This window comes from Janthinobacterium svalbardense (assembly GCF_002327145.1).
Classification (GTDB): Bacteria; Pseudomonadota; Gammaproteobacteria; order Burkholderiales; family Burkholderiaceae_D; genus Janthinobacterium; species Janthinobacterium tructae.
Genome location: NZ_CP023422.1, coordinates 632,286 through 658,230 on the forward strand (window position 1 = coordinate 632,286; position 25,945 = coordinate 658,230).

A 25,945-nucleotide genomic window follows, 5' to 3' on the forward strand; every position below is an offset into this window, starting at 1 on the left:
CAAGGAAGCCATGAAGCGTTTGCCTCAATTTACAAGTTTGCTCGCCGTCGTGGCGCTGTCCGTCTCGCTGGCCTACTGGGCCATGCAGCTGTTCAAGGCGCCGCAGCGCCCCATCAATCCACCCGCCGTACCGGTGGTGCAGGATGCCAGCGTGGAGGCGGGCGCTTCGCTGTTCGGCGGCCAGGTCAGCGTGGCCACGGCCAGCAACTACCAGCTCAAGGGCGTGGTAGCGGCCGGCAATGGCCGTGGCAGCGTGGCCATCATCGCCACCGATGGCAAGCCGTCCGTGGCCTTGCCGGAAGGCGCCGAGGTGGTGCCCGGCGTGACGGTGCTGGAAGTGCATGCGCGCCATGTGCTGCTGCGCGATGGTGGCGTGAGCAAGCGCATCGACCTGGTGGCCGACGACAAGGCGCTGGCCTTGCCGGCGCAAGTGTCAGCCACTCCGGCACCTGCCCCTGCGCCGGCAACGAATCTGGTACCGCCGCCGCTGCCGATGGAGCAGCAGCGTCCGGCAACCATGATGCCGGCGCCGCCGCAGGTGAGCACCACCAGCACGCCGCCGTCGAATTGAGCTGATTTTCGGAACCACCCCATTACCATCATGCTGATGGCGCCGTGCCGCCATCGCGACAGGAGTCATCATGTTTTCGATCCGTGCCGTCCTGGCAGCAGGCTGCGTGGCGGCGCTGTGCGCCTTGCCGCAAGCTGGCGCCGCCGCTGACGTTCCCGCCACCACCGCTACCTCCGCTCCCGCCCTGGCTGTTCCTGCGCCCGTAGCGGCGCGCCCGCGCATCGCGCTGGTGCTGTCGGGCGGTGGCGCGCGTGGTCTGGCGCATATCGGCGTATTGAAAGTGCTGCAGGAGCTGCATGTGCCGATCGACATGGTGGTCGGCACCAGCATGGGTGGCGTGGTGGGCGGCGCGTATGCGGCCGGCGCTTCCGTGGCGGACCTGGAAAAGATGGCGCGCGAGACCAACTGGGCGCGCGTGGTGGCCGACCGGCCGCCGCGCGACGAACTGGCGTTTCGCCGCCGCGAGGAAGATTTATTGCTGCCGTCGCGCATCGAGTTTGGCATCAGCCGCAACGGCATTTCCACGCCGCCGGCCGCGGCCAGCAATGCGGCGCTGGAAATGGCGCTGAATCGGCTGCTGCCGGCCGGCATGCGCGACCGCCCCGCCAGCCAGCTGCCGCTGCCCTTCCGCTCGGTGGCGTCCGACCTGGTCAATGGCGAGCTGGTGGAACTGGTTGACACGCCGCTGTTCCTGTCGATGCGCGCCTCGCTGGCCGTGCCGGGCGTGTTTGCCCCCGTGCGCGTGAACAACCGCCTGGTCGTGGACGGCGGCCTGGTGCGCAACCTGCCCGTCGACATGGCGCGCGCCATGGGTGCCGACATCATCATCGCCGTCAACGTGGGCACGCCGCTGGCGCCGGAAAAAGACCTGGGCAGCGCCATCGGCGTGGCGCAGCAGATGCTGCAGATCCTCACGGAGCAGAATGTGCAGCGCTCGCTCAAGGAATTGCGTCCGCAGGATATCCTGGTGGCGCCGGATCTGACGGGCGTCAGTTTCCTCGACTTCGAAAACTATGCGCGCGCCATGCGCGCCGGCGAACAGGCGGCGCAGGCGCTGGCCGCCCGCCTGGCGCCGCTGGCCCTGCCGCCGGAACAGTACGCGGCGCGCGAGCAGCTGCGCCTCGCGGCGCCGGCCTTGCTGGACGTGGCCCTGCCGCTCACGCGCCTGGCCGTGGAGAGCGAAGGCGACATCAATCCGCGCATCCTGCAGGCGCAATCGGGCCTGGTGGAAGGGCAGGCCGTCAGCCAGGAAGATGTACTCAAGGCATCGGCCAGGCTGTATGGCCGCGGCGACGTGGCGCGCGTGGAGACGGACGTGGTCGATGCCGGCGATCAGCGCACGGTCAGCATCAAGGCGGTCGAAGCGCCGTGGGCCAGCAACCGCCTGCGCGTAGGCCTGGAACTGGCCAGCGATTTCAGGGACAGCAATAATTTCGCCCTGAAGCTGCTGCATGCGCGCTCGAACCTGAACAGCTGGGGCGGCGAGTTGCGCAGCACGGCGCAGATCGGTAATACGCGCGGCTATGGCGTGCAGTTCTGGCAGCCGCTGGGCGCCGGCAACCCGTGGTATTTCGCGCCGCAGTTGCAATACACTTCGTCGGCGATGGATTTGTTCGACCAGGGCCGGCGCAGCGCGCGCCTGGCGTATAACGGCCAGACAGCTGCACTGGTGCTGGGGCGCCAGTTCGGTACCTGGGGCGATCTGCAGTTCGGCGTCTCTCGTACGGAAGCCAAGGGCAAGCTGGCGATTCCGGCCGACCCTACGCAGCCGGAGTCGCGCGCGCTGGGCACCACGCAGTTCGTGCGATTCCGTGCCGATACGCTCGATTCGCCCGGCTTTCCCACGCGCGGCGTCCTGCTTGAGGCCACCTGGGCGCGCGATACGACGACGGGGGCGGGCGAGGCGGCCCTGGGCCAATCGTCCATCACGGGGTTGAAGGCCTTTGGCCGCGGCAACTGGGCCGGTCACGTGTATGGCGAATGGGCGCGCTCACAGCGTGACGAAGCGCCGCTCAATCTCGGTGGTTTCCTGCGCTTGTCCGGCACGGAATTTGACTCGGTGAGAGGACGCAGTATCGCCTTTGCGCGCTTCGTGATGGCGCGCCGCATCGGTTCCTTGCCCAGCACCCTGGGCGGCGTCGTGCGGGCCGGTTTTTCGCTGGAAATGGGCGGCGGCTTCGATCAGAGCGAGCGCTGGAAAGCCAGCAAGTTCACGCAGGCCAGCAGCGCCTTCATCTCCGTCGATACGCGTTTCGGCCCCGTGTACGTGGCCTCGGGCGCATCGAAGGGCGGCGAGAGCACCTTCTATCTGTTCCTGGGGCCCGTTTGGTAGCCGGCGGGGGCCGTGCTGCGGCGCAGGGCCGTGAAGGCGGCAAATTCCCATGAGCGAAATCCCAGCAGCAGGGTAAAGCCATCGCGCTCGGCGGGCGCAAGGCGCCGGTCGTTCTGGTGCAGCCGCGCCAGTTCCTCGGCCAGCTGGCGGATTTTTTGCACCAGTTCTTGCGCGCTCGACAGCGACAGGCGCGCCGGAATGCACATCAGGGTTTCGCCGGCGCCGTCAAAGTGGCCGCTGAAATAATCGGCCACCACGTGTTCGCGGAAGTACTGCTGCACCGGGCCGTCGGCCAGCCAGTGGAAGGCGTTCGAGACGCGCAGGCTGTAGCGGTTCAGCGGCTTGAGTTCGATCAAGCCCAGGCGGTCCAGCTCGGCCAGGCAGCCGATGCACTCGGCCTGCGTCAGCGCATACGTTTCCACCACCTGCTCCAGGCTCCAGTGGCCCAGGCAGCAGATCGCCACCAGCAGCAGGCGCGGATGCGCCACCAGCGACTTTTCCTGCACCAGGGTGAGCGTATCGGCATGCGGCGTGATGTCGGCCGCGCCGCGCAGCACATCTTCCATGGCGATGCCCGAGGCCTTGCAGATCAGGGCCAGGCGCGACAGCGACATGTCGTGCTGGCCAAACATGCGCTTGACGCTCGATTCGCTCATGGCGATGCGCTCGGCCAATACCTTGTACGTGATGCCGGCGGCACGCAATTGGGTGCGCAGCACGCGCAAAACCAGTTCAGGTGAACTCACGAGATATCCTTTTTTACAAGTTTGGTGGCGGATGACGGTACCGAATGTAGCCCTTAATGACACTTTGCACAAGGTGATAGTACTTTTCGGCAAAAGCGATGACACTCCCGCTTGTGGCTCGCGCAGCGCGCTACAACCAGGCAATCCATCCACTTGTAGAGGTTATCCATGTTCCCATCTTTCCGTTTTCCCGCAGCGCTGCTGGCGCTGGCCACCATCGCCCCCCTGCATGCCGCCGCTGCCGATCCTGCACCGGGTCCCGTCTACGCGGGCGCCAGCTATGGCTTTCGCGCCAATAGCGGCCTCGATTGCCTGCCAGGACAAGCCGATTGCGACAAAAGCAGCAAGCGCAATGGCAAGGCCTACCTGGGTTACAGTTTCGACGTGCTGCCGTTTCAGGGCGGCGTGGCCCTGCCTTCGGTTGAACTGGTGGGGTACACAGGCGGCGAGGTCAAGTCCGGCTTCGACACGGGCGCCGGCAAGGTTGCCGGTCGCGGCAAGTTCTCCGGCCTCGGCGTGCAGGGCGTGCTCGGCTACCAGTTTGACGCCTTTACCCTGAGCGGGCGCGCCGGCGTGGCCTACACGCAGGGCAAGGTCGATTATCTGGGCGGCGGTTCGGCCAAGAAGAACAAGGCTGGCCTGATCTACGGCATCGGCACCGCATATGCGCTGAACCAGAACTGGTCGCTGCACCTCGACTGGGACCGCGTGCCCGTCAAGTACAACAGCAAGCAAACGACCAAGGTCGACATGTTTTCGCTGGGCGCGTCCTACCGTTTCTAAGGGGATGATGCTGCGGCAGAGAGTGGCCTGATGGCGGACGCCCCCGGAACGGGGTGTCCGCGGGCGGCCTATTTGTCCGTTTCTACCTTCAGCAGCAGTTTCGCCAGCAGGCGTTTTTCCTGCTGGCGCTGGCCTGAGACGGTCTTCACGTGCGCGCCGGCGACGCGCTGCAGGGCGGCCGTGGCGACGGGATTGCGCGGTTTTTGCGAGGGTTCGACGCGGAACTGCATTTTCTGCCGCGTCGCCAATGCCTTGTTTGCCATCGGTTTTCCCCTCCCTGATTACAGCACGTAGCGCGACAGGTCCTCGTTGACCGACAGCGCTTCCAGGCGTTCATTCACGTACGCGGCATCGATCACCAGCAGGTTTTCCGTCGTGCTGCTGCCTTCGCTGGCCGTAAACGACACTTCTTCCAGCAGTTTTTCCATCACCGTGTGCAGACGGCGCGCGCCGATGTTTTCCGTGCGCTCGTTGACTGCATAGGCGATTTCCGCCAGGCGCGTGATGCCTTCCGGGGCGAATTGCAAGGTCAGGTTTTCCGTCGCCAGCAAGGCTTCGTACTGCATCGTCAGGCAGGCGTCGGTGCTCGTCAAAATGCGCTCGAAGTCCGAAATCGACAGTGACTCCAGTTCCACGCGGATCGGGAAACGCCCCTGCAGTTCCGGGATCAGGTCCGACGGCTTAGCCAGGTGGAAGGCGCCCGAAGCGATGAACAGGATGTGGTCCGTGCGTATCATGCCGTACTTGGTGTTGACGGTCGTGCCCTCGACCAGCGGCAGCAGATCGCGCTGCACGCCGGCGCGCGAGACGTCGGCGCCGCCGGACTCCGAACGCGAGGCGATCTTGTCGATCTCATCAAGGAAGACGATGCCGTTCTGCTCGACGTTCTGGATGGCCTTCTGTTTCAGCTCATCTTCGTTGAGCAGCTTGGCCGCCTCTTCCTCGACCAGCAGTTTCAATGCTTCGCGGATCTTGACCTTGCGCGCCTTCTTGCGCTGCCCGCCCACGCCCGAGAACATGGACTTGATCTGCTCCGTCATTTCTTCCATGCCCGGCGGCGCCATGATTTCCATCTGCGGGCCCGCCTCGGCCAGCTCGATCTCGATTTCCTTGTCATCGAGCTCGCCCTGGCGCAATCGCTTGCGGAAGGTCTGGCGCGTGCTGTCGCCGCTGCCGCTGCCGCTGTCCACGGCCGCTGGCGTATTCGGCGTGAAGCCGAAGTCGCGTGCCGGCGGCACGAGGATATCGATGACGCGGTCTTCGGCCGCATCTTCGGCGCGTGCGCGCACCTTCTTCATTTCCAGCGCGCGCGTCTGCTTGATGCCGATGTCGATCAGGTCGCGGATGATGGTGTCGACGTCGCGGCCCACATAGCCCACTTCGGTGAACTTGGTCGCTTCGATTTTAATAAACGGCGCCTCGGCCAGTTTGGCCAGGCGGCGTGCGATTTCCGTCTTGCCGACGCCCGTGGGGCCGATCATGAGGATATTTTTTGGCGTGATTTCATGGCGCAGGGGCTCGGCCACCTGCTGGCGGCGCCAGCGGTTGCGCAAGGCGATGGCGACGGCGCGCTTGGCCTTGGCCTGGCCCACCACGTGCTTGTCGAGTTCGGTGACGATTTCCGACGGGGTCATGTTCATGATCATAGTTGGCTTTCTATCTTCTTTGCGTAGAGTTCCCGAAAAACGTTCAGGGCAAGGCGCGTGGCCGCAGGCAGTACGTTTTTGTACGCCCAGGCCATGCAACGCAGCCATGGGCGTTTTCTCGGGGACTCTTAGTCGAGGGTTTCGATGATGTGGGACATATTTGTGTAGATGCAGAGTTCCGCGGCGATGGTCAGCGATTTCTTGACCACTTCGGCCGGCGACAAGTCCGTGTTTTCCTGCAGCGCCTTGGCGGCGGACTGGGCGAAGGTGCCGCCCGAGCCGATGGCGCCGATGCCGTCTTCCGGTTCCAGCACGTCGCCATTGCCCGTGATAACCAGGGTCGACTCGCTGTCGGCCACCAGCAGCATCGCTTCCAGGCGGCGCAGCACGCGGTCGGTGCGCCAGTCCTTGGCCAGTTCGACGGAGGCGCGCAGCAAATTGCCCTGGTGCTTTTCCAGTTTGCCTTCAAAACGGTCGAGCAGGGTGAAGGCGTCGGCGGTGCCGCCGGCAAAGCCGACCAGGACTTTGCCCTGATACAACTTACGCACTTTGCGGGCCGTGCCCTTCATGACGATGTTACCCAGCGTGACCTGGCCGTCGCCGCCCAGGGCGACTTGCTTGCCGCGCCGTACGCAGAGGATGGTGGTGCCGTGAAATTGTTCCATAGTGACCTCAAAAGATTCGTGCCGATGCGTGCAGCGTCATGTGCCTGCGCGCCCATGGCTCAAAAGTGGGGATGGAAAAGGCAATTGCAAGCGGCAGTGCCTGCTTCAGTGTAGTCGGCGCAGGGCGAAAAAAAAGCACGCAACGCGGGTTGTGTGCTTTTTTTTCTGCCGCCACGCAGCCGCCGGGGCGGCCGCGCAAGGGGAAGGGCGATCAGTCGCCGTACAGCTTTTGCTTCAGTTCGCGCCGTTGCTGGGCTTCCAGCGACAGGGTGGCGGTCGGACGGGCGATCAGGCGCGGGATGCCGATAGGCTCGCCCGTTTCTTCGCACCAGCCATAGTCGCCGGCGTCGATGCTGGCGATCGATTGCTGCACTTTCTTCAGCAATTTGCGCTCGCGGTCGCGCGTGCGCAGTTCCAGCGCATGCTCTTCCTCGATGGTGGCGCGGTCGGCAGGGTCCGGGACCAGCACGGTTTCACGCAAGTGTTCCGTGGTTTCGCCGGCGTTTTTCAGCAGGTCTTTTTCGAGCTGCTGCAGGCGTGCCTTGAAGAATGCCAGTTGTGCCGGATTCATGTAGTCATCTTCGCTCATGGCGCGAATTTGATCTTCGCTGATGAGGGGGATGTCTTGGCTGGCGGCCGGGGTCGATTTATTAGTTTTGGTCATAACTTCGCTTACCTTCGATACGACAGAGTTTTCAAATTGATCAGTTGATGCGGCGATACCGAGCAACTGTACAGGTTCCGCTTGGCATTGCTGTCCCGCTGTACTGCGTGCGACCTTGGCTTGCCGGCGAAAGCCAGGACTACCGGCAGGCTATGGTGCCATGTTGATAACTTTTTACCGCTCTATGCCAGTCGCGCTATGCGCGCGACAACGGGCGTGTTGGGTGGATCGCTTGCATGCCTGGCATGCGGCCAGCGGCAGTTTGCCAGCATTTTATGACAGGCGAACGACATGGGCCGTTTTCGTCGCTGATTTTGGCATGCTTTGCCTTATATTGCCATCCCGATTTGTTGCCTAGCCGATCAGAGACGGCTACTTGTTGGTTTATACCAGCAAGACGGGTGTCGGACAGCGGAAAAGCGTGCTTAACTTTCCCTTTTGTTTCTGCTTTGCAACGGGTATTTTGCAAAACCCGGCTAGTTTATACCAAACATTGTTCGAGTCCGCGAATAAAAATGTCTTTTGGGAGATTCTTGCCAATAAACACCATTTTGCTGCCGCGCACTTCGTTTTCGCCCCATTTGGCGCCCAGGTCGCTGCCCATCAACTGGTGCACGCCCTGGAAGACCACCTTGCGTTCGGCGCCCTGCATCAGCAGCACGCCCTTGTAGCGCAACATGCGCGGACCATACACTTGCACCAGGCCGCCGAGGAACTCGTCGAGCTTGGCGCTGTCGAACGGTTGCGTGCTCTTGAAAACAAAGGCGGCGATATCGTCGCTGTGCTGCGCATGGTGGTGGTCCGCATGGCCGCAATCGGTGGCGCAGTCGTCGCTGTGCTCATGATGATGTGCTTTCTCGCCGGCATGTTCGTGCGCGTGCTCGTGCGCATGGTCATGATCGTGCACGTGCGCCGTTTCGGTGGCCAGGAAATCCGGGTCCAGTTCCAGCTTTTCATTCAGGTTGAAACCGCGGATGTCGAGCACTTCGGCCAGCGGCGCGCGGCCGAAATCGACCTTGGCGATGGGGGCGCGGGGATTGATGCGCTTCAGGCGGCGTGTCAGCGTGGCCACGTCGTCCTCACTGACGAGGTCGGTTTTCGACAGCAGCAGCTTGTCGGCAAAGCCCACTTGCCGCTGGGCTTCCTCGTATTCATCGAGTTGTTTCATCGCATGGCGGGCATCGACCACCGTGATAATGGCGTCGAGCATGTAGTGGCTGCCCACTTCTTCATCGACAAAGAAGGTTTGCGCCACGGGGCCGGGATTGGCCAGGCCCGTCGTTTCGATGACGACGCGGTCGAATGCCAGCAGGCCGGCGTCGCGCTTGCGTGCCAGTTCCGTCAAGCCCACGATCAGGTCGCCGCGCACGGTGCAGCAGATGCAGCCGTTATTCATCTCGATGATGTGCTCGTTGCTATCCTGTACCAGGATTTCATTGTCGATGTTTTCCTGGCCAAACTCGTTCTCGATCACGGCGATGCGCATGCCATGGTCTTCCTGCAGTATGCGGTTGAGCAAGGTGGTTTTGCCGGCGCCCAGGAAACCGGTGAGGATGGTGGTTGGAATCAGTGCCATGAGAGATGCCTATGCTGTAATCGATGGTGCCACCGCGCAAGCGGAAGAATGCGGACGATTATGCCGGAATTTTGCAAATGCTTGCAAATGCGCGCCCATCCGCTTGATATGCATCAGGCCGTTTGGTCTACTTGAGCTTGGCGCGCGGGTGCGCCTGGTCATACACGTGCGCCAGATGCTGGAAATCGAGGGCCGTGTAGACCTGGGTCGAGGTGATGCTGGAATGGCCCAGCATTTCCTGCACGGCGCGCAAGTCGCCCGATGATTGCAGTAGGTGCGAGGCGAACGAGTGGCGCAGCACGTGCGGGTGCACATTCGCGGGAATGTCGGTGGCCAGTGCATGCGCCTTCAGGCGCAGCTGCAATACGCGCGGCGAGATACGCGTGTTGCGTGTGCTTAAAAACAAGGCAGCGCTGCCATCCTTTGCAGGCGGACGCACGGCCAGCCAGCTGGCCAGCGCGACGAGGGCGGCCTTGCCAACGGGCACCTTGCGCATCTTGCTGCCCTTGCCCGTGACGATGACTTCGAAGCTGGCCATGTCCAGCCAGCCCAGCGAGGCCTCCCGGCCGTTCTCGGCCTTGCAGTAGTGGGTGTCCAGGCTGGTCAGTTCCGACACGCGCAAGCCGCTCGAATACAGCAGCTCGAACATGGCGCGGTTGCACAGTTGTTCCGGCTCGGCGGCGCCCTGCTGGTGTTGCGCGGGCGCCACGAGGCGCACGGCGTCGTCCACCGACAGGGCTTTGGGCAAGGTCTTGGCCCGCTTGGGCGCGCGGATGCCGTCGACGGGATTGGCGTCGAGTGCCGTTTCGCCGCTGAGCCAGTTGAAAAAGCCGCGCCACGACGACAGCTTGCGGGCGATCGAGCGCGGATCGAGGCCGCCGGCATGCAGCTTGGCCGTGTAGCGGCGCACTTCATTGTGCGCCAGCGCCGTCCACGGCGTATTGCCGCTCAGTTCCAGCAAGGCGCGCAGGTCGCGCCCGTAGGCGTCCAAGGTGTGGGGCGAGAGCTTGCGCTGCGTGGCCAGCTGCGCCAGGTAGCTGCTCAGCCATTCGGCCTTGCCGCGCGCTTCGTCCACGGGGTTCTCAGGCGCGCAGCGCGGCCAGGGCGGCGCTGGCCGTGGCGCCGATGTGCACGAGGAAGTCCGTGCCCATGCTGGAGGTAAAGCGTTCGCTGTCGGGCGAACCGAGCACCAGCAAGCCGAAGGTGCCTGTGGTGCCGGGCGCGCGCAGGGCGATCATGACGGTCGATTCGATTTTATCCGCCTGCAACCAGTGCACGGCTTCGAAATCACGGTTGCTGCCGCAGTACGGCGCTTGCAGGCTGTTGGCGAACATGCGCACGTCGGCCGTGACATCTTCCGTGAACCAGCCATTGGCGTGTTCCGGCAGCACTTGCCACAGGCGCAGGCTGACATAGGGCACGTCGAAATTGCTTTGCAGGGCATCAACCAGCACGCGCGGCATGGCCGCATCGCTGCGCACTTGCAGCATGGCCTGGTTCCAGCCGTGGAACTTGCTGGCGATGTCGCCATTCTCCTCGGCCAGGCGGCTCAGCTTGGACATGCGCAGTTCCAGCGCCTTGTATTTGTCACGCATCACTTCCATCTGCCGCTCCTGCAGCGAGATGGTGCGTCCCGTCAGCGGGCTGCTCAGCTTGACCTCGCCGAGCAGCGCGGTATGCTCTGCGAAGAAAGTCGGATGCTCGCTCAGGTACTGGGCGACGGTGCTGGAATCGAGTGTGGCGGTCATTGATAGTCAGAAGAGAGAAGGATGAACGCTTCATTCTAACCGAGAGTGCGCCGACATAGGCGCAAAGGGCAGGGCGCCGATGCATTTTCCGCGCGCGCATGAAAAAAGCGGCATGGTTACCCATGCCGCCTTGCATTTCTTGCTCAGCAATCACCCGTGGCGGGTGACGTGCGGGGCATTAGAAATTGTGGTGTACGCCCAGACCGATGTAGCTGACCGAGGTGGTGTTGTTGTAGTTTGCGGCGCTGGCCGATTTCTTGTTCGAAATATCTGCGTACAGGTAGGTACGCTTCGACAGATTGTAGTCATAGCCCAGCGATGCTTGCTTGGTCTTGGCGACGCCATCCGGCGTTTTCTGACCGTAGCCAGCGCGGATCTTGCCTGGGCCGACGTCGTAGTTCGCGCCCAGCACCCATGATTTGGTGTCGGTGTTGACGATTTTGAAATTGCCGTCATCCTGATGCTGGTAAGACGCCATCAGTTTCAATTCCGCGATCGGATTGAACGATGCACCGACCGACCACAGTTTGGCTTGCAGGCCGTTACGCTCGTAGGCAGCCATGGCGGCGAACTGGGCGTAGTTGTACGTTGCCGAAACCGAGTACGGGTTCGATGCTGGCGCTACATTGGCTGCTACGGCGAAATTGCCGGTGGCATTCGTCGTCAGGTTGCGCACGGAGGCTGCGACGGCGGCGTTGTTGTTCGCTTCCTTGGCGGCCACGGTGGCGTTGAACTGGAAGCCGCTGATGACTGGCGAGTTGTAGAACACGGCATTCGAGAAGCGGTTTTTCGAGTTGCCTGGCGCGCTCAGCGGATCGCTGCTATAGGCGGCCACGGTCAGGTCGGTCTGGAAACCGGCTGGCGTCGGCATGCCCGACCATGGTTCGAAACCGGTGCTCGTTTCCTGGAAAGCGGTCAGGCCACGGCCCAGGCGTACGGTACCGAAGTTGCCTTGCAGGCCGACGCGGCTTTGACCCTGGAACAGCGGACGCGAATTGATGCCCGAGGTGTTTTCGACGGTGCCGGTGTCGGATTCATAGCGAATTTCCAATTGGAAAATAGCTTTCAAGCCATTGCCCAGATCTTCCGTGCCCTTGAAGCCCAGTTTGTTGTTGTCGCGCTTGGTGACGGCGGTGGTCGAACCAGTCGCTTTGCCCAGGCCTGCATCGATCGTGCCGTAGATTTGGACGGACGACTGCGCTTGTGCGGTTGCGGCAAAGGCGCCGAAGAGTGCGAGGGCAACGAGTGATTTTTTCATGTCTTATTCCCTATTAAAAGTGAGTTCCGTCCGAGATCCGAGCAGATTGAAATGCGCCAATTACCGCGTTTCGATGAGTGAACCTTAATTCGTCGGCGCGCAAGACGTGCGGGATTGGTCAAATGTGCGTGAAAAAATTGGTGAAAAGCGTCATAAATCCATGGCCCTGTTGTATTTTTGTAACGCGCGGTTTCTGCCGATCCTGCGCCGATAGCCGGCGTTCTCCCATCGCCACGGTGGCGGCACCTTGCCATATTGGCGTGTTTTGGCCGGAACATTGTTGCGTTGAATCAAGTTCTTGAGCCGGCTGTGGCGGATTTATGACACAAGGACGGTACACTAAGGGACGGCCTGCGCTGATGGGTCCGGAGACGACGCACTATTATTAGAATCATTGACTCAATATCGAGAATCGATGGCAAATCGCGAAACATTAGGATTGATCAAGGGCGCACGCGCGGGCGATGTGGCTTGCCAACTGGCGTTGGGACGGCTGTATCTGTTCGGACAGGGTGTGCCGCAGAGCTTGCCGACCGCCTTGCACTGGCTGGCGCGGGCGGCCCAGGAGGATAGCCAGGAAGCATGCTTGCTGATCGGTACGCACGTGCCGTTCGAAGTGGCGCAACCGGCTGCCAGGACGCTGATTCCGTATTACGCGCAGGCGTTCGATGCGGGTCTGGTGCAGGCCGGCCTGGTGCTGGCGCAACTGGTGCTGGGCAACGCCGCCAGCAGTTGTGAAACCTTGCGCGCCAAGGCACGCGTGGCGCTGGACGCCGCCGTGCGCGCCGGCTTGCCCGATGCGCAATGGTTGTTATCCATGCAAGAAGGATCGTCCGCAAGCTGCGTGCCGGATACCGGCGTCGCTGGCAAGCATGCCCTCGATGGCGATACGCCCCTGTACGCCTGGCTGGAGCAGGCCTGGAGCCAGGGCAACCACGCCGGCTTCCTGTCGCAAGGCTTGCCGCTGGCGCGCGAGCTGTTGCAGCGCCAGGCCGCTGCGGGGGCGCGCACGATTGCGCTGGATACGCAGCAGGTGCAGTTGCTGTCGCGTTGCGCCCAGGCACTGGCGCCAGGCGGCGATGCCGAGGGATGGCAATGTTGCGAGCTGGCCGCGCATGGCGGCGACCGCACGGCGCAGCTGGAGCTGGGACTCGGCTATGCGCGCATGGATGCGCATGGCCAGCGGCTGGCCACGCGCAACGGCGCGGCCAATTTCAAGCGGGCCGTGCGCTGGCTGACGCAGGCGGGCGAGCAGGGCCTGGCCGAAGCCTGGTTCGTGCTGTCGCGCATCTATACAAAACCGGAATTTTCCCAGCGCAATGTGATCGAAGCCCATTCCTGTCTGGAGCGTGCCGCCGACCTGGGACATGGCCCTGCCCAGCTCGAGTGCGGCATGCATGCCTGGCGCAATCGCCGCGACGATGTCAACAACGATGTGCGTGCCGCCTATTGGCTGCTGCAGGCGCAGGCGCAGGGCAGCAGTGAAGCGGAGGCGGCGCTGGCGAAGATCGCGCCACACGGCGAATCCGGCGACTGGGGCCAGTGTGCCGCCCTGCATGCCGATGGACAACTGCGCCAGCTGGGCCAGAGCCACCCTTTGCTGGCGGCGCGGCTGGAGCTGGCGCGCCGCTTTCACCTGTCGCGTGCCGAGGCCTTGCTGCTCGATCTGCATGCGGCCGACCAGGGGCATTGTTTGTTGATCGATATCAGTGCCACGCATGGGCGCGGCAAGCGGCGCCTGGTACTGATCCGCACGGCGCAGGAGCGCCAGCTGCTCGATCAGGTGGTGCGCCTGTTCGAACGCGTCGATTGCGGCGTGACGGGGCCGGAAGGCAATTACCGGCAACGCCTGTACCGCCTGAAGTGCTACCTGGCCGAACTGGGTGTCGCGCAGGAACAGCAGTTCCTGGCGGCCTGACGTTTATTTGCTTACAGCTCGATCGTGCCTTCGAACACGGTCACGGCCGGGCCCGTCATCAGGACGGGATGACCCGGGCCTTGCCAGGCGATCGACAGTTCGCCGCCGCGCGCGCTGATGCGCACGGGGGAATCGAGCCGGCCGCGCAGGATGCCGGCCACGGCAGCGGCGCAGGCGCCCGTGCCGCACGCCAGGGTTTCGCCCGCGCCCCGTTCATACACGCGCAGTTTCACGTGATGCCGGTCGACGATCTGCAGGTAGCCGGCGTTGACCCTGCGGGGAAAGCGCGGATGTTGCTCGATCAGCGGGCCCGATTGTTCCAGGTCTTGCGCATCGACATCCTCGACCACTTGCACGGCATGCGGGTTGCCCATCGAGACGACGGACACCAGCACGGGGCTACTGTGGCCCGGCAGCGCCAGGTCCAGCGGCCACAAGGTGTCGCTGCCTTGCGCTACACCGGCGAGGCCAGCGGCATCGAATGGCACCAGTGCCGGTTCCAGCACAGGCGCGCCCATGTCGACCGTGATGCTGCCATCCGCCTCCAGGCGCGGCGCAATGATGCCGGCCATGGTTTCCACGCGGATGCTCGCCTTGCTTGACAAGCCTTTTTCGCTGACGAACTTGACGAAGGCGCGCGCGCCGTTGCCGCATTGCTCGACTTCGCCGCCATCGTTGTTATAGATACGGTAGCGGAAGTCGCAGCCAGGCAGGCGCGGCTTTTCCACCACCAGGATCTGGTCGGCGCCGATGCCGAAACGGCGGTCGGCCAGGCGCTGCCACTGGGCCGGCGTGAAGTCGATAGTTTGATTGATGGCATCGATGACGATGAAGTCATTGCCGGCGCCATGCATCTTGGTAAATTGGAGTTTCATGTTTTGCCGTATCACTTGTGCTGGTTATAGAACGACGCTTCGCCTTGCGGACGCGTCTTGAAGCGTTTATGCGTCCAGAAATACTCGGCCGGCGCTTCGCGCACGCGCTCTTCGATGAATTCGTTCATGCGGCGCGTGGCGGCCGTGATGTCGTCGCCCGGATAGTCATCCCACGCTGGATAGTAGGTCACTTGCCAGCCCTGGTAATTGGGCAAAAAGGTGGCGATGACGGGAATCACTTGCGCCTTGGCGGCCAGCGCCAGGCGCGCCGTGGCCGTCAGGGTGGCGGCGGGCACGCCGAAGAAGGGCACGAATTCCGCATCCTTTTCGCCGAAATCCATGTCCGGCAGCATGAAATACGGCAAGCCGTCGCGCAGCGCGCGCAGAATCGTCTTGATGCCATCCTGGCGCGTAAACAGCTTGGGTGGCTTGAAGCGCGAACGGCCGGCGCGCAGGGCCTGGTCGAAGGCGGCGTTCTTTTGCTGCACATACATCGATGATGCGGAAATTTCCATCGCCGTGGCGGCGCCGGCCACGTCGAGGCAGACGAAGTGCGGGCACAGCAGGATGGTGGGCTTGGCCGCGATCTGCTGGCCCGGAAAGGCGGGCACCTTTTTGATCAAGCGGTTCAGGCGTGCTTCCGACGACCACCACAGGATGCTGCGCTCCCACACGCTGCGCGAATAGGCCTGGAAATGCTGGCGCGCCAGGGCCACACGCTGCCGTTCCGTCAGTTCCGGCATGCACAAGCGCAGATTCGTCAAGGCGATGGCGCGCCGCGTGGGCATGGCGATGAACAACAGGCTGCCGACGGCCACGCCGAAGCGGCCCAGGATGGGCAGGGGCAGCCAGTGCAGCAGCCACATGAAGGCGATCAGCAGTCTCATGGCTGCTCCTTGGTCGCATCGGGGCCGGCCGGCGTGGGCGGCGGCGCACCGCGCGGCACCTTGTAGCGGTTGTAGCTCCACAGGTATTGCGCCGGGCTGCGCGCGATCAATTCTTCCATGGCGGCATTGATGGTGCGCGCCTGCTCGGCAGAAGTGCTGTCCAGCGATTCGGTAAATGGCACAAAATGCACGATATAGCCGCGCCCGCCCGGCAGGCGTTCGGCATAGGTGATGATGACTTCGGCGCCGCCCATCTGCGCCAGCTTGGCCGGCAGGGTCATGGTGTAGGCGGGACGGCCGAAGAAATCGGCCCACACGCCTTCGCCCTCTTGCGGCACCTGGTCCGGCAGCAGGCCGATGGGCTGGCCTTTTTTCAGGCATTTGGCAAAGATGCGCACGCCCGACATGTTGGCCGGCGCCAGCATCAGGTTTTCGCGCGCGCGCGCGCCTTCGATCAGCGGTTTCAGGGCGGCGCGCTTGGGCGGGCGGTACATTACTGTGAGCGGCGTGCGCAGGGCGATTTGCTGGGCGACGATTTCAAAGCAGCCCAAATGCGGCGTCAGGAAGACGATGCCGCGGCCGTGTTGCAAGGCTTTTTCCACCAGTTCCCAGTTTTCCACGGTGGCATGACGCGCCACGCGTTCGGGCGGCGCACACCAGATGAAGGGCAATTCCAGCACGCTCTTGCCCGCTTCGGCCACGGCCGTGTGCAAGTGTTGCGAAAACCCCGCACCCTGCATGTTCTCGCGCATGCGGCGCCGGTAGGACGGGGAAATGGCGTAAATCACCCAGCCGAGCGCAGCGCCCAGGCCATGCAGGACGGGCAGGGGAAAGAGGGATAAAAAGCGGAAAATTGGGACTAACATGAATAAGCTGTTTCCAGGAATGGCGTGTTGCCGTGCCAAAATTTTTTAAGAAGCGTAAAATACCACGTATGCAGTAACCGCTGAGTTAATAGACAACTTGCGAAGCGGAATATAAATATCGCTAAAGCGTCGCAGGCAATATCCTCTTTACTGCGACAGAACATTCACATAGTAATCAGGAGCTTGCAATGTCAAACGACTATCTCTTCACTTCCGAATCCGTCTCGGAAGGCCATCCCGACAAGGTTGCCGATCAAATTTCCGACGCCATCCTTGACGCCATCCTGGCCCAGGATCCGACCGCCCGCGTGGCTGCCGAAACCCTGTGCAACACGGGCCTGGTGGTGCTGGCTGGCGAGATTACCACTTACGCCAATGTGGATTATATTCAAGTTGCGCGTGAAACCATCAAACGTATCGGTTACGACAACACGGAATACGGCATCGACTACAAGGGTTGCGCCGTGCTGGTGGCCTACGACAAGCAGTCGCCCGACATCGCGCAAGGCGTCGATGAAGGTGCGGGTATTGATCTGGATCAAGGCGCTGGCGATCAGGGCCTGATGTTCGGTTACGCTTGCGATGAAACGGCCGAGCTGATGCCTGCCGCCATCCACTACGCGCACCGCCTGGTCGAGCGCCAGTCGCAGCTGCGCAAGGATGGCCGCTTGCCATGGCTGCGTCCGGATGCGAAATCGCAAGTGACCCTGCGCTACGTCGATGGCCGCCCCGTCGGCGTGCACACGGTCGTGCTGTCGACCCAGCATGCGCCGGAAATCTCGCACAAGCAGATCGAAGAAGCCGTCATCGAAGAAATCATCAAGCCGATTCTGCCGCGCGAATGGCTGACGGAGACCAAATTCCTCGTCAACCCGACGGGCCGTTTCGTCATCGGCGGTCCGCAAGGCGATTGCGGCTTGACCGGGCGCAAGATCATCGTCGATACCTACGGTGGCGCAGCCCCGCACGGCGGCGGCGCGTTCTCGGGCAAGGATCCATCGAAAGTCGACCGTTCGGCAGCCTACGCGGCCCGCTACGTGGCGAAAAACATCGTCGCGGCCGGCCTGGCGCGCCAATGCCAGGTGCAGGTCAGCTACGCCATCGGCGTGGCCAAGCCGATCAACATCACCGTCTACACGGAAGGCACGGGCGTGATTCCTGACGCGGAAATCGCCAAGCTGGTGCTGGCGCACTTCGATTTGCGTCCAAAAGGCATCGTGCAAATGCTCGACCTGCTGCGCCCGATCTACCAGAAGAGCGCCGCCTACGGCCACTTCGGCCGCGAAGAGCCGGAATTCACGTGGGAACGCACCGACAAGGTCGCCCTGCTGCGCGACGCTGCCGGCCTGAAGTAATCTAGTCCGACTTGCAAGAAAAGCGCCCCGGCCAGCTGGCCGCGGGCGCTTTTTTCATGGGCGCACGCGACAGTGCATACGGAACGGCGTTGCCGTAGGGATACGCTACAATTCATTGCAAATAAACCAATTGGGGAATGGCATGACCTTGTTGCACGTACGCTCGCTGCTGGTTGTTCTGGTGGCGGCATTCGGCCTGTCCGCTGCCTTGGCGGTGGCGGCGCCAGCCACGCTGACGGTGGGACAATGGCTGGACAAGGCAGAAGGGGGCGACGGCCATGCCGTGCTGATTCTGGCGGCGGGCGGCAAATTTATTTTCCCCGATGGCTCGCTGGCAACGCCGGTCCAGATGCGGCCCGAACTCATCGAGTTGATGGGGCAAATGTCGGCACGCCAGGCCTTGCATGTGCTCACCATCTATGCGGACAGTGGTTTTCTCGCCACGGATCCCGATGCCTGGCGCGCGAATATCAAGCCCGATCCCGTGATTACCTGCAAATGGGCCATGCGCGCCGCGAATTACCCGACCGACGGCAGCAAGGCCGATACGGACATGATACCCATCCTGCGCGACCTGGCCGATGAAATAATGCGGCGCCTCGATGCCGACGCGCGCGCCAGCTGTCTCAGCCAGGGCAAGAACTGGCCGCCGCAGAAACCATAGCACGCCAGCGCGCGTCGCGGACTTGCCAGGCCGCCGGCCCGCTTGACTAATGGTTGCCGCCGGCGCATGGCCAATGTTATGATGCACTGTCCGAGGAGCGTTGCGACGAAGAAATTCGCCAGGCTCGGAATATCCTGCAACTGCGCTCACGTACCTTTTTCAACTGAAAGGAGGGCGTGATGAACGCCGTACTCAAATCGCAACACGACTACACCATCGCCGATATCACTTTGGCCGCATGGGGCAACAAAGAAATCAAGATTGCTGAAACGGAAATGCCTGGCCTGATGGCCATCCGCGAAGAATTCGCGGCAGCGCAGCCCCTGAAAGGCGCGCGCATCACCGGTTCCATCCACATGACCATCCAGACCGCCGTGCTGATCCAGACCCTGGAAGCACTCGGCGCGCAAGTGCGTTGGGCATCGTGCAACATTTACTCGACGCAAGATCACGCTGCCGCCGCCATCGCTGCCGCCGGCACGCCTGTGTTCGCCGTCAAGGGCGAGTCGCTGGACGACTACTGGGAATACACGCACCGCATCTTTGAATGGCCGAACGTGGACGGCAAGGCTGTCTACTCGAACATGATCCTCGACGATGGCGGCGACGCTACCCTGCTGCTGCACCTGGGCGTGCGCGCGGAAACCGACTTGTCGGTGCTGGCCAATCCCGGTTCGGAAGAAGAAATCTGCATGTTCAACTCGATCAAGCAACACTTGCTGACCGACCCGACCTGGTATTCGAAGCGCCTGCCGGAAATCCTCGGCGTGACGGAAGAAACCACCACCGGCGTGCACCGCCTGTACCAGATGCACAAGGAAGGCAAGCTGGCTTTCCCTGCGATCAACGTCAACGATTCCGTCACGAAGTCGAAATTCGACAACCTGTATGGCTGCCGCGAGTCCTTGGTCGACGGCATCAAGCGCGCCACCGACGTGATGATCGCCGGCAAAGTGGCCGTCATCGCCGGTTACGGTGACGTCGGCAAGGGTTCTGCCCAAGCCATGCGCGCCCTGTCGGCGCAAGTGTGGGTGACGGAGGTCGACCCGATCTGCGCACTGCAGGCGGCGATGGAAGGCTACCGCGTGGTGACCATGGATTACGCCTGCGAACACGGCGACATCTTCGTCACCTGCACCGGCAACTATCACATCCTCACGCACGATCACCTGACGCGCATGAAAGACCAGGCCATCGTCTGCAACATTGGTCACTTCGACAATGAAATCGACGTTGCTTCGTTGAAGCAATACGAGTGGGAAAACATCAAGCCGCAAGTCGACCACATCATCTTCCCGTCGGGCCGCCGCATCATCCTGCTGGCCGAAGGCCGCCTGGTCAACCTCGGTTGCGGTACGGGCCACCCGTCGTACGTGATGAGCTCGTCGTTTGCCAACCAGACGATCGCGCAGATCGAGCTGTACGCGAACACGGCCAACTACCCGGTCGGCGTGTACACCTTGCCAAAACACCTGGACGAAAAAGTCGCCCGTTTGCAACTCAAAAAGTTGAATGCGCAGCTGACGGAACTGACGCAAGAGCAAGCCGACTACATCGGCGTGCGTCAAGAAGGCCCCTACAAGCCTGAACACTATCGTTATTAATCGGTAGTCCGGGGCTGTAACTCACCCTCTGAGGGCCGGCGCCTGCCGCCGGCCTGACCCTACTTTTGACAGGCTAGAGAAATGCGCTTGCTACTGATTTGGTTTATCAATGCGGCAGCCCTGTTTGCCGTCCCATACCTGATGCACTCGGTGACGATGAGCAGCGGCTGGACGGCGCTGCTGGCCGCTGCCGTGCTGGGGCTGGTCAATGCGCTGATCCGTCCTTTGCTGATCCTGCTGACCCTGCCCGTGACGTTTTTGTCGCTGGGTCTGTTCATCCTGATCATCAACGGCTTCCTGTTCTGGCTGGTGGCGCAGGTGATCGATGGTTTCCATGTCGCCAGTTTCTGGTCTGCCGTGGGTGGTGCCATTCTGTACAGCATCATTTCCTGGGCCTTGTCGACCTTACTTTTGAGTAATGACGATGGAAAAGCATAATTTCAGTATTGAGTTTTTCCCGCCGAAAACCCCGGAAGGGGCGGAAAAGCTGCGCGCCACGCGTATCAAGTTGTCTGAATTGCATCCGAAGTATTTTTCGGTGACGTTCGGCGCCGGTGGCACCACGCAGCAGGGCACGCTCGATACCGTGCGCGAGATCCTGGCGGCCGGCGAACAGGCCGCACCGCATCTGTCTTGCGTTGGCGGTTCGCGCGCATCGATCCGCGCCGTGCTGGCTGACTTCAAGGCGGCCGGCGTGAGCCGTATCGTCGCCTTGCGCGGTGACTTGCCCAGCGGCTACGGCGCCTCGGGCGAGTTCCGCTACGCCAACGAACTGGTGGAATTCATCCGCGCCGAGACGGGCGACCATTTCCATATCGAAGTGGCCGCCTATCCGGAAGTGCACCCGCAAGCCCGTTCGCCGCAAGACGACCTGCAGGCGTTTGCGCGCAAGGTGCAGGCCGGTGCCGATGCGGCCATCACCCAGTACTTCTACAATGCCGACGCGTATTTCCAGTTTGTCGAGCAGACGCAGAAGATGGGCATCAACGTGCCTATCGTGGCCGGCATCATGCCGATCACGAACTACACACAGCTGATGCGCTTTTCGGACATGTGCGGCGCGGAAATTCCACGCTGGGTGCGTCTGAAACTGGCCAGCTTCGGCGACGACAGCGCGTCCATCAAGGCCTTTGGCCTGGACGTGGTGACGGGCCTGTGCGAACGCTTGCTGGAAGGCGGCGCGCCAGGCTTGCATTTCTATAGCATGAACCAGGCGGCGCCCACGACCGCCTTGTGGCAGCGCCTGGTGAAATAAGTTATCCTGACTTGTCAGTATAAATCGCCCTCGGTCACGATGTGATCGAGGGCGATGTCGTATTCGCCGTTCGGAAAACTTGCTTTCAGGCAGGCATAGGCGATGCCCAGGGTGCGCGGAGGCGGCGCTTGCGCCAGCGTGCGGTCGTAATAGCCGCCACCATAGCCGAGGCGATACCGTTCCCCATTGAATCCCAGGCAGGGCACCAGCAGGGTGGCGGGCGCAGCACGCAGGCGCAATTGGGCCGGCACGGCCACGCCCATGCCATCTTTCACCATCGCGACACCGGGCGTCCAGTCGGAAAATGCCAGCGGCGCATGCTTTTCCAGCACCACCGGCAGGCATAATTGCACGCCACGCGCGGCCAGCTGCGCATACGCGCCGTGCAAGTCCGGCTCGCCATGCAGGGGCCAGTACACGCCCAGTTCCTCGACTTTTTCCTGTGCGCACCAGTCCAGCAGGCGCTGCGCGATGGCCGCATCCCATCCCGCGCGGGTAGTCTCGGGCAGGGCGCGGCGGGCCGCCAGCAGGGCCTTGCGCAAGCCGGCCTTATCCTGTGGCGCAATGGGTGGCCGTGTAGCCGGATCGCATGTTATTCTAGGGTCGCTATTCATATCACCATCAAGTTAAGATTGAGAGTCGTACATTGATTTCCCCACTGAAATGGATTGCCGGCACGATGCTGTGTGTTGCATCGGCCTTGTCTCCCCTGGCCGCCCTGGCCCAGGTGTCCGCCACCGCCTCTCCTGCCGCACCCGACACGCGCAGCGAGGACGATGCCTTCCTGCTGCTGCGCGACGCTGCGCGCAAGGATGACGCCGAAAAAGCCGACTTTTATGCGGGGCGCCTGACGAATTACCAGATTCCATCGTATGTTGACTATTATCGGCTGAAACCGCGCATCAAACTGCTGACCGAAGCGCAATTTCGCGATTACCTGAACCGCTACAAGGGCAGCGCCATCGCCGACCGTTTCCGCAACGACTGGCTGCTGGAGCTGGGCCGCAAGCGTGACTGGGTCCTGTTTGATGAGCAATATCCGCAATTCGCCCTCGACGACGACACCCAGCTCAAGTGCTATGCGCTGATGTCGCGCGCGGCCAAGGGGCAGAACGTGGCGCCCGAAGCGCGCAACCTGCTGGTCTCGCCGCCCGGCTATGGCGAAGCGTGCGGCAGCCTGATCGCCGTGCTGGCGCAAAATGGCCAGTTCGACACGAACGACCTGTGGGCACAAATCCGCCTGGCGGGCCAGACCAACGCCACCGGCCCGGCGCGCCGCATCGCGCTGCTGCTGGGCGCATCCGACGCGAAGATGGCGCAAGCGATCGATTTGCCCGCGCTGATGCTGGCCAAGGGGCCGGGGCCCAGCCGCGCCGACCATGAAATGTACCTGGTGGCTGTCGGCCGCATGGCGAAAAGCACATTAAAACTCGGTGTGGTGGCCTTGCAAAAAGCCAGCGCGCAGCTGACCGCGCAGGAACAGGCCATCGGCTGGGCCAGCCTGGCCTTGCAGGCATCGTATTCGCTGGCGCCGGAAGCGTTTGAATATTGGCAAAAATCCAATGGCGCACCGTTGACCCAGGAGCAGATGCAGTGGAAAACGCGCATTGCCTTGCGCGAAGGCAACTGGCCTGTGGTGAAGTCGTCCATCCAGGCCATGCCGGCCTCGCTGCGCACGGACCCCACCTGGGTCTACTGGCTGGCGCGCGCGCAGCAGGCGGAAACGCCGGGCCGCCCGAATGCGCAAGCCGACACCCTGTACCGCTCGATTAGCGAACAATCGAATTTCTATGGCTTGCTGGCTAATGAAGAGCTGGGCAACCATCTGGTCTTGCCGCCGCCGGGCCAGCCCGTCAGCCCCACGGAAATTGCCGCCATGGCCGCCAATCCGGGCTTGCAGCGGGCGCTGAAATTTTTCAACATGCGCTTGCGCTTCGAAGGCACGCGCGAGTGGAACTGGGAATTGCGTTCGATGACGGATCGCCAGCATCTGGCGGCTGCGGAATTTGCGCGCCAGAACAATGTGCTCGATCGCATGGTCAATACGTCCGACCGCACGCGCCTGGAAGTGGACTATACGCAGCGCTACCCGACGCCGCACGACGATGTCATGCACCCGGCCACGCAAACCCTGGGCCTGGATAAAGCCTGGGTGTATGGCTTGATCCGCCAGGAATCGCGCTTCATCATGGATGCGCAATCGCATGTGGGCGCTTCCGGCCTGATGCAGGTGATGCCATCGACGGCCCGTTATGTCGCCAAGAAGATCGGCCTTACCGATTTCGTCGCGGAAACCTTGAGCGATGTGCGCACCAACGTCTTGCTGGGCACGAATTACTTGAACATGGTGCTCGGTGGCCTCGATGGTTCGCAAGTGCTGGCCAGCGCCGCCTACAACGCGGGGCCGGGACGCTTGCGCATCTGGCGCGCCACCATGACGCGCCCGCTGGAAGGCGCCATCTTTGCCGAGATCATTCCGTACACGGAAACGCGCGGCTACGTGAAAAACGTGATGGCCAACGCCACCTATTACGCGGCCCTGTTCGAGAAGCGCCCGCAGTCGCTGAAAGCGCGCCTGGGTACCGTGGGACCGAAAAACAGCGCCATCGCGGCCGATTTGCCGTAACCCAATGAATTGATACCCGTCCATGCAAACGACCATCCTTGACCCCAGCCTGACGCAAACCCTGGCCGCCGCGCGCGCGCCGGGCCTGACCCTCATCATCGGCAACAAGAATTATTCGTCGTGGTCGATGCGCCCGTGGGTGGCCATGACGGCCTTCGGCATCCCGTTCCAGGAAGTGCGCGTACTGCTCGACCAGAGCGACACGGCCACCAAAATCGCCGAGTATTCGGCCTGCGGCCGGGTCCCCGTGCTGCTGGCGGGCGAGATCACGATCTGGGACAGCCTGGCCATCTGCGAATACCTGGCCGAGCAGTTTCCCGATAAACACCTGTGGCCGCAAGACGTGGCCGCGCGCGCCATGGCGCGTTGTGTCTGCGCGGAAATGCATTCCGGTTTCACGGGCTTGCGCACGGACATGTCGATGAATATCAAGGCGACGTTGCCGGGCCGTGGCCGCACGGCCGCCGCGCAGGCCGACATTGGCCGCATCAGCGAAATCTGGGAAGAGTGTCTGTCGCGCTTTGGCCACCACCAGTTCCTGTTTGGCGAGTTTTCCATCGCCGATGCGTATTTTGCCCCCGTCGTCATGCGCTTCCGCACGTATGGCGTGTCGCTGGCACCGGCCCTGAACGCGTATTGCGAGCGCGTGCAGGCGCACCCTGCCGTGGCGCGCTGGATCACGGAAGCGCTGGCGGAGACGGAAGTCGCGGCCAAGCACGACGCGGAATTACCCGATTAAAGAGAAGTTCACCATGAAGATTTACACGGTCGGTGGCGCGGTGCGCGACCAACTGCTGGGCTTGCCCGTGAAAGACCACGACCACGTCGTCGTGGGCGCCACGCCCGAGGACATGCTGCGCCAGGGCTTCCGGCCCGTCGGCAAGGATTTTCCTGTCTTCTTGCACCCGAAGACGCAGGAGGAATACGCCTTGGCCCGCACGGAACGCAAGACGGCGCCCGGCTACCGGGGCTTTGTCTTCCACGCGGCGCCCGACGTCACCGTGGAAGACGACCTGGTGCGGCGCGATCTGACCATCAACGCCATCGCACAAGCCGAGGACGGTACGTTGACCGACCCGTTCGGCGGCATTCAGGATATCCAAAACCAAGTGTTTCGCCACGTTTCCGACGCCTTCGGCGAAGACCCCGTGCGCATCTTGCGCCTGGCCCGCTTTGCCGCCCGGTTTCATACTTTCACTGTCGCGCCCGCCACCTTGGCGCTGATGCGCCAGATGGTGCTGGACGGCGAAGTCGATGCCCTGGTGGCCGAACGCGTGTGGCAGGAAGTGGCGAAAGGATTGATGGAAGCGCGGCCGTCGCGCATGCTGACGGTGCTGCAGGAATGCGGCGCGCTGGCGCGCATCATGGGAGAAATCCAGTTGAGCGAGCGTTTGCTGCAGGTCATCGACCATGCGGCCGCGCAAGGCCTTGATTTGCCCGTGCGCTTCGCCGCCCTGATGCTGCATGTGAGCAAGGATGCCATCGAGCAGCTGAGCGAGCGCCTGCGCGTGCCCAACGAGTGCCGCGAGCTGGCCGTCATGGCGGCGCGCGAGCTGGAGCAGATCAATGGCGCGCTGGACTTGCACGCCGAAGCCGTGGTGAGCTTGTGCGAACGCTGCGACGGCTTGCGTAAACCGCAGCGCTTTGCGCAACTGCTGCAAGCGGTGGCGTGCGATGGGCTGGTCACCGGGGACTTTCCGCAAGCGGCGCGCTTGCAGGGCGGGCTGGACGCGGCGCGCGCCGTCAACGCGGGCGCGCTGGCGCAAGGTTGTACGGAGCCGAAGCGTATTCCCGAAGTCATCCACGCGGCGCGGGTGGCGGCCGTGCAAGCATTCCTGGCCCAGGCTTGAATGGCGGGAATAGGCTACAATGGCGCCACAATGTTGCACTGCACAATATCGGCCTG

Annotated in this window: 25 protein-coding genes and 1 riboswitch; of the genes, 12 read left to right on the top strand and 13 right to left on the bottom strand. The window is 62.6% G+C overall.

Annotated elements, in window-relative coordinates; all coding sequences use genetic code 11:
• Positions 1 to 10 precede the first annotated feature (10 nt).
• A complete protein-coding gene (locus CNX70_RS02755; protein ID WP_081344949.1) occupies positions 11 to 571 on the top strand; it encodes a type II secretion system protein N in 561 nt (186 codons plus the stop codon).
• A 70-nt stretch (positions 572 to 641) separates the two neighbouring features.
• A complete protein-coding gene (locus tag CNX70_RS02760) occupies positions 642 to 2,903 on the top strand; it encodes a patatin-like phospholipase family protein (RefSeq protein ID WP_096233297.1) in 2,262 nt (753 codons plus the stop codon).
• Here CNX70_RS02760 and CNX70_RS02765 read toward each other — a convergent pair.
• Positions 2,876 to 3,649 carry a helix-turn-helix domain-containing protein gene (locus CNX70_RS02765; RefSeq protein ID WP_071079832.1) on the bottom strand — a complete coding sequence of 258 codons (774 nt, stop codon included), beginning with the start codon at positions 3,647 to 3,649 and terminating at the stop codon, positions 2,876 to 2,878. The two genes, CNX70_RS02760 and CNX70_RS02765, sit on opposite strands and share 28 nt — an antisense overlap.
• A 168-nt stretch (positions 3,650 to 3,817) precedes the next feature.
• On the opposite strand from CNX70_RS02765, the gene CNX70_RS02770 reads away from it, so the two are divergent.
• Positions 3,818 to 4,432: an outer membrane protein gene (locus tag CNX70_RS02770; protein WP_096233299.1), complete on the top strand. Its 615-nt coding sequence runs from the start codon at positions 3,818 to 3,820 to the stop codon at positions 4,430 to 4,432.
• A 68-nt stretch (positions 4,433 to 4,500) separates the two neighbouring features.
• On the opposite strand, the gene CNX70_RS02775 is transcribed toward CNX70_RS02770, so the two are convergent.
• From CNX70_RS02775 to CNX70_RS02810, 8 genes are all read right to left on the bottom strand, one after another.
• A complete protein-coding gene (locus CNX70_RS02775) occupies positions 4,501 to 4,695 on the bottom strand; it encodes a hypothetical protein (RefSeq protein ID WP_096233301.1) in 195 nt (64 codons plus the stop codon).
• Positions 4,696 to 4,713: 18 nt separating this feature from the next.
• Positions 4,714 to 6,072 (bottom strand): ATP-dependent protease ATPase subunit HslU, encoded by a 1,359-nt coding sequence (gene hslU / locus CNX70_RS02780; protein ID WP_096238244.1) that lies wholly within the window; start codon positions 6,070 to 6,072, stop codon positions 4,714 to 4,716.
• Between the two features lie 134 nt (positions 6,073 to 6,206).
• Complete coding sequence (hslV, locus tag CNX70_RS02785; protein WP_096233303.1) at positions 6,207 to 6,743, bottom strand: ATP-dependent protease subunit HslV; 537 nt, start codon at positions 6,741 to 6,743, stop codon at positions 6,207 to 6,209.
• A gap of 211 nt (positions 6,744 to 6,954) precedes the next feature.
• On the bottom strand, positions 6,955 to 7,407 hold the full coding sequence (dksA, locus tag CNX70_RS02790; protein ID WP_071079830.1) for an RNA polymerase-binding protein DksA: 453 nt from the start codon (positions 7,405 to 7,407) through the stop codon (positions 6,955 to 6,957).
• Between the two features lie 481 nt (positions 7,408 to 7,888).
• Positions 7,889 to 8,983 (bottom strand): CobW family GTP-binding protein, encoded by a 1,095-nt coding sequence (locus CNX70_RS02795; protein ID WP_096233306.1) that lies wholly within the window; start codon positions 8,981 to 8,983, stop codon positions 7,889 to 7,891.
• Positions 8,984 to 9,110: 127 nt separating this feature from the next.
• On the bottom strand, positions 9,111 to 10,058 hold the full coding sequence (locus CNX70_RS02800) for a tyrosine recombinase XerC (RefSeq protein ID WP_096233308.1): 948 nt from the start codon (positions 10,056 to 10,058) through the stop codon (positions 9,111 to 9,113).
• A 7-nt stretch (positions 10,059 to 10,065) separates the two neighbouring features.
• Complete coding sequence (locus CNX70_RS02805; RefSeq protein WP_071079827.1) at positions 10,066 to 10,731, bottom strand: DUF484 family protein; 666 nt, start codon at positions 10,729 to 10,731, stop codon at positions 10,066 to 10,068.
• Positions 10,732 to 10,909: 178 nt separating this feature from the next.
• Positions 10,910 to 11,989, bottom strand: coding sequence for a porin (locus CNX70_RS02810; RefSeq protein WP_096233310.1), 1,080 nt, complete (start codon positions 11,987 to 11,989; stop codon positions 10,910 to 10,912).
• A 415-nt stretch (positions 11,990 to 12,404) separates the two neighbouring features.
• Here CNX70_RS02810 and CNX70_RS02815 point away from each other — a divergent pair, with 415 nt between their 5' ends.
• Positions 12,405 to 13,907, top strand: coding sequence for a tetratricopeptide repeat protein (locus tag CNX70_RS02815; protein ID WP_096233312.1), 1,503 nt, complete (start codon positions 12,405 to 12,407; stop codon positions 13,905 to 13,907).
• A gap of 11 nt (positions 13,908 to 13,918) precedes the next feature.
• Here CNX70_RS02815 and dapF read toward each other — a convergent pair whose 3' ends face one another.
• Genes dapF through CNX70_RS02830 form a run of 3 tightly spaced genes read right to left on the bottom strand, consistent with a single transcriptional unit; the run spans position 13,919 to position 16,535 of the window.
• Positions 13,919 to 14,782: a diaminopimelate epimerase gene (gene dapF / locus CNX70_RS02820; RefSeq protein WP_096233314.1), complete on the bottom strand. Its 864-nt coding sequence runs from the start codon at positions 14,780 to 14,782 to the stop codon at positions 13,919 to 13,921.
• Positions 14,783 to 14,793: 11 nt separating this feature from the next.
• Positions 14,794 to 15,669 carry an LpxL/LpxP family acyltransferase gene (locus CNX70_RS02825; protein ID WP_096233316.1) on the bottom strand — a complete coding sequence of 292 codons (876 nt, stop codon included), beginning with the start codon at positions 15,667 to 15,669 and terminating at the stop codon, positions 14,794 to 14,796.
• Positions 15,666 to 16,535 (bottom strand): lysophospholipid acyltransferase family protein, encoded by an 870-nt coding sequence (locus tag CNX70_RS02830; protein ID WP_096233318.1) that lies wholly within the window; start codon positions 16,533 to 16,535, stop codon positions 15,666 to 15,668. The genes CNX70_RS02825 and CNX70_RS02830 overlap by 4 nt, the downstream gene beginning before the upstream one ends.
• Before the next feature lie 188 nt (positions 16,536 to 16,723).
• On the opposite strand from CNX70_RS02830, the gene metK reads away from it, so the two are divergent.
• The 5 genes from metK (at position 16,724) to metF (ending at position 21,413) form a co-directional block, all read left to right on the top strand.
• Positions 16,724 to 17,890 (top strand): methionine adenosyltransferase, encoded by a 1,167-nt coding sequence (metK, locus tag CNX70_RS02835; RefSeq protein ID WP_096233320.1) that lies wholly within the window; start codon positions 16,724 to 16,726, stop codon positions 17,888 to 17,890.
• Positions 17,891 to 18,032: 142 nt separating this feature from the next.
• The gene (locus CNX70_RS02840) at positions 18,033 to 18,554 is read left to right on the top strand and encodes a hypothetical protein (RefSeq protein WP_096233322.1); all 522 of its coding nucleotides are present in this window, start codon (positions 18,033 to 18,035) and stop codon (positions 18,552 to 18,554) included.
• Between the two features lie 86 nt (positions 18,555 to 18,640).
• A riboswitch (S-adenosyl-L-homocysteine riboswitch) is annotated at positions 18,641 to 18,709 on the top strand.
• Between the two features lie 24 nt (positions 18,710 to 18,733).
• Positions 18,734 to 20,158 (top strand): adenosylhomocysteinase, encoded by a 1,425-nt coding sequence (gene ahcY, locus CNX70_RS02845; protein ID WP_096233324.1) that lies wholly within the window; start codon positions 18,734 to 18,736, stop codon positions 20,156 to 20,158.
• Between the two features lie 81 nt (positions 20,159 to 20,239).
• Entirely contained in the window at positions 20,240 to 20,596 is a 357-nt protein-coding gene (locus CNX70_RS02850; RefSeq protein ID WP_034783534.1) for a phage holin family protein, read from the top strand.
• Positions 20,583 to 21,413: a methylenetetrahydrofolate reductase [NAD(P)H] gene (gene metF / locus CNX70_RS02855; protein ID WP_096233326.1), complete on the top strand. Its 831-nt coding sequence runs from the start codon at positions 20,583 to 20,585 to the stop codon at positions 21,411 to 21,413. The genes CNX70_RS02850 and metF overlap by 14 nt, the downstream gene beginning before the upstream one ends.
• Positions 21,414 to 21,427: 14 nt before the next feature.
• On the opposite strand, the gene CNX70_RS02860 is transcribed toward metF, so the two are convergent.
• Positions 21,428 to 21,955: a 5-formyltetrahydrofolate cyclo-ligase gene (locus CNX70_RS02860; RefSeq protein WP_096233328.1), complete on the bottom strand. Its 528-nt coding sequence runs from the start codon at positions 21,953 to 21,955 to the stop codon at positions 21,428 to 21,430.
• A 137-nt stretch (positions 21,956 to 22,092) separates the two neighbouring features.
• On the opposite strand from CNX70_RS02860, the gene CNX70_RS02865 reads away from it, so the two are divergent.
• The 3 genes from CNX70_RS02865 to CNX70_RS02875 are packed head-to-tail and all read left to right on the top strand — an operon-like array spanning position 22,093 to position 25,889.
• On the top strand, positions 22,093 to 24,039 hold the full coding sequence (locus CNX70_RS02865) for a lytic transglycosylase domain-containing protein (RefSeq protein WP_167389601.1): 1,947 nt from the start codon (positions 22,093 to 22,095) through the stop codon (positions 24,037 to 24,039).
• A 22-nt stretch (positions 24,040 to 24,061) separates the two neighbouring features.
• Positions 24,062 to 24,778: a glutathione S-transferase family protein gene (locus tag CNX70_RS02870; protein WP_096233333.1), complete on the top strand. Its 717-nt coding sequence runs from the start codon at positions 24,062 to 24,064 to the stop codon at positions 24,776 to 24,778.
• Between the two features lie 13 nt (positions 24,779 to 24,791).
• On the top strand, positions 24,792 to 25,889 hold the full coding sequence (locus tag CNX70_RS02875) for a tRNA nucleotidyltransferase/poly(A) polymerase-related protein (RefSeq protein ID WP_096233335.1): 1,098 nt from the start codon (positions 24,792 to 24,794) through the stop codon (positions 25,887 to 25,889).
• Positions 25,890 to 25,945: the final 56 nt, after the last annotated feature.

Excerpts from the sequence above, each read along its gene's own strand:
- CNX70_RS02755 (WP_081344949.1), top strand. The coding sequence starts at position 11 with ATGAAGCGTTTGCCTCAATTTACAAGTTTGCTCGCCGTCGTGGCGCTG.
- CNX70_RS02760 (WP_096233297.1), top strand. The coding sequence starts at position 642 with ATGTTTTCGATCCGTGCCGTCCTGGCAGCAGGCTGCGTGGCGGCGCTG.
- CNX70_RS02770 (WP_096233299.1), top strand. The coding sequence starts at position 3,818 with ATGTTCCCATCTTTCCGTTTTCCCGCAGCGCTGCTGGCGCTGGCCACC.
- CNX70_RS02775 (WP_096233301.1), bottom strand. The coding sequence starts at position 4,695 with ATGGCAAACAAGGCATTGGCGACGCGGCAGAAAATGCAGTTCCGCGTC.
- hslU (WP_096238244.1), bottom strand. The coding sequence starts at position 6,072 with ATGAACATGACCCCGTCGGAAATCGTCACCGAACTCGACAAGCACGTG.
- hslV (WP_096233303.1), bottom strand. The coding sequence starts at position 6,743 with ATGGAACAATTTCACGGCACCACCATCCTCTGCGTACGGCGCGGCAAG.
- dksA (WP_071079830.1), bottom strand. The coding sequence starts at position 7,407 with ATGACCAAAACTAATAAATCGACCCCGGCCGCCAGCCAAGACATCCCC.
- CNX70_RS02795 (WP_096233306.1), bottom strand. The coding sequence starts at position 8,983 with ATGGCACTGATTCCAACCACCATCCTCACCGGTTTCCTGGGCGCCGGC.
- CNX70_RS02805 (WP_071079827.1), bottom strand. The coding sequence starts at position 10,731 with ATGACCGCCACACTCGATTCCAGCACCGTCGCCCAGTACCTGAGCGAG.
- CNX70_RS02810 (WP_096233310.1), bottom strand. The coding sequence starts at position 11,989 with ATGAAAAAATCACTCGTTGCCCTCGCACTCTTCGGCGCCTTTGCCGCA.
- CNX70_RS02815 (WP_096233312.1), top strand. The coding sequence starts at position 12,405 with ATGGCAAATCGCGAAACATTAGGATTGATCAAGGGCGCACGCGCGGGC.
- dapF (WP_096233314.1), bottom strand. The coding sequence starts at position 14,782 with ATGAAACTCCAATTTACCAAGATGCATGGCGCCGGCAATGACTTCATC.
- CNX70_RS02825 (WP_096233316.1), bottom strand. The coding sequence starts at position 15,669 with ATGAGACTGCTGATCGCCTTCATGTGGCTGCTGCACTGGCTGCCCCTG.
- CNX70_RS02830 (WP_096233318.1), bottom strand. The coding sequence starts at position 16,535 with ATGTTAGTCCCAATTTTCCGCTTTTTATCCCTCTTTCCCCTGCCCGTC.
- metK (WP_096233320.1), top strand. The coding sequence starts at position 16,724 with ATGTCAAACGACTATCTCTTCACTTCCGAATCCGTCTCGGAAGGCCAT.
- CNX70_RS02840 (WP_096233322.1), top strand. The coding sequence starts at position 18,033 with ATGACCTTGTTGCACGTACGCTCGCTGCTGGTTGTTCTGGTGGCGGCA.
- ahcY (WP_096233324.1), top strand. The coding sequence starts at position 18,734 with ATGAACGCCGTACTCAAATCGCAACACGACTACACCATCGCCGATATC.
- CNX70_RS02850 (WP_034783534.1), top strand. The coding sequence starts at position 20,240 with ATGCGCTTGCTACTGATTTGGTTTATCAATGCGGCAGCCCTGTTTGCC.
- metF (WP_096233326.1), top strand. The coding sequence starts at position 20,583 with ATGGAAAAGCATAATTTCAGTATTGAGTTTTTCCCGCCGAAAACCCCG.
- CNX70_RS02865 (WP_167389601.1), top strand. The coding sequence starts at position 22,093 with ATGCTGTGTGTTGCATCGGCCTTGTCTCCCCTGGCCGCCCTGGCCCAG.
- CNX70_RS02870 (WP_096233333.1), top strand. The coding sequence starts at position 24,062 with ATGCAAACGACCATCCTTGACCCCAGCCTGACGCAAACCCTGGCCGCC.
- CNX70_RS02875 (WP_096233335.1), top strand. The coding sequence starts at position 24,792 with ATGAAGATTTACACGGTCGGTGGCGCGGTGCGCGACCAACTGCTGGGC.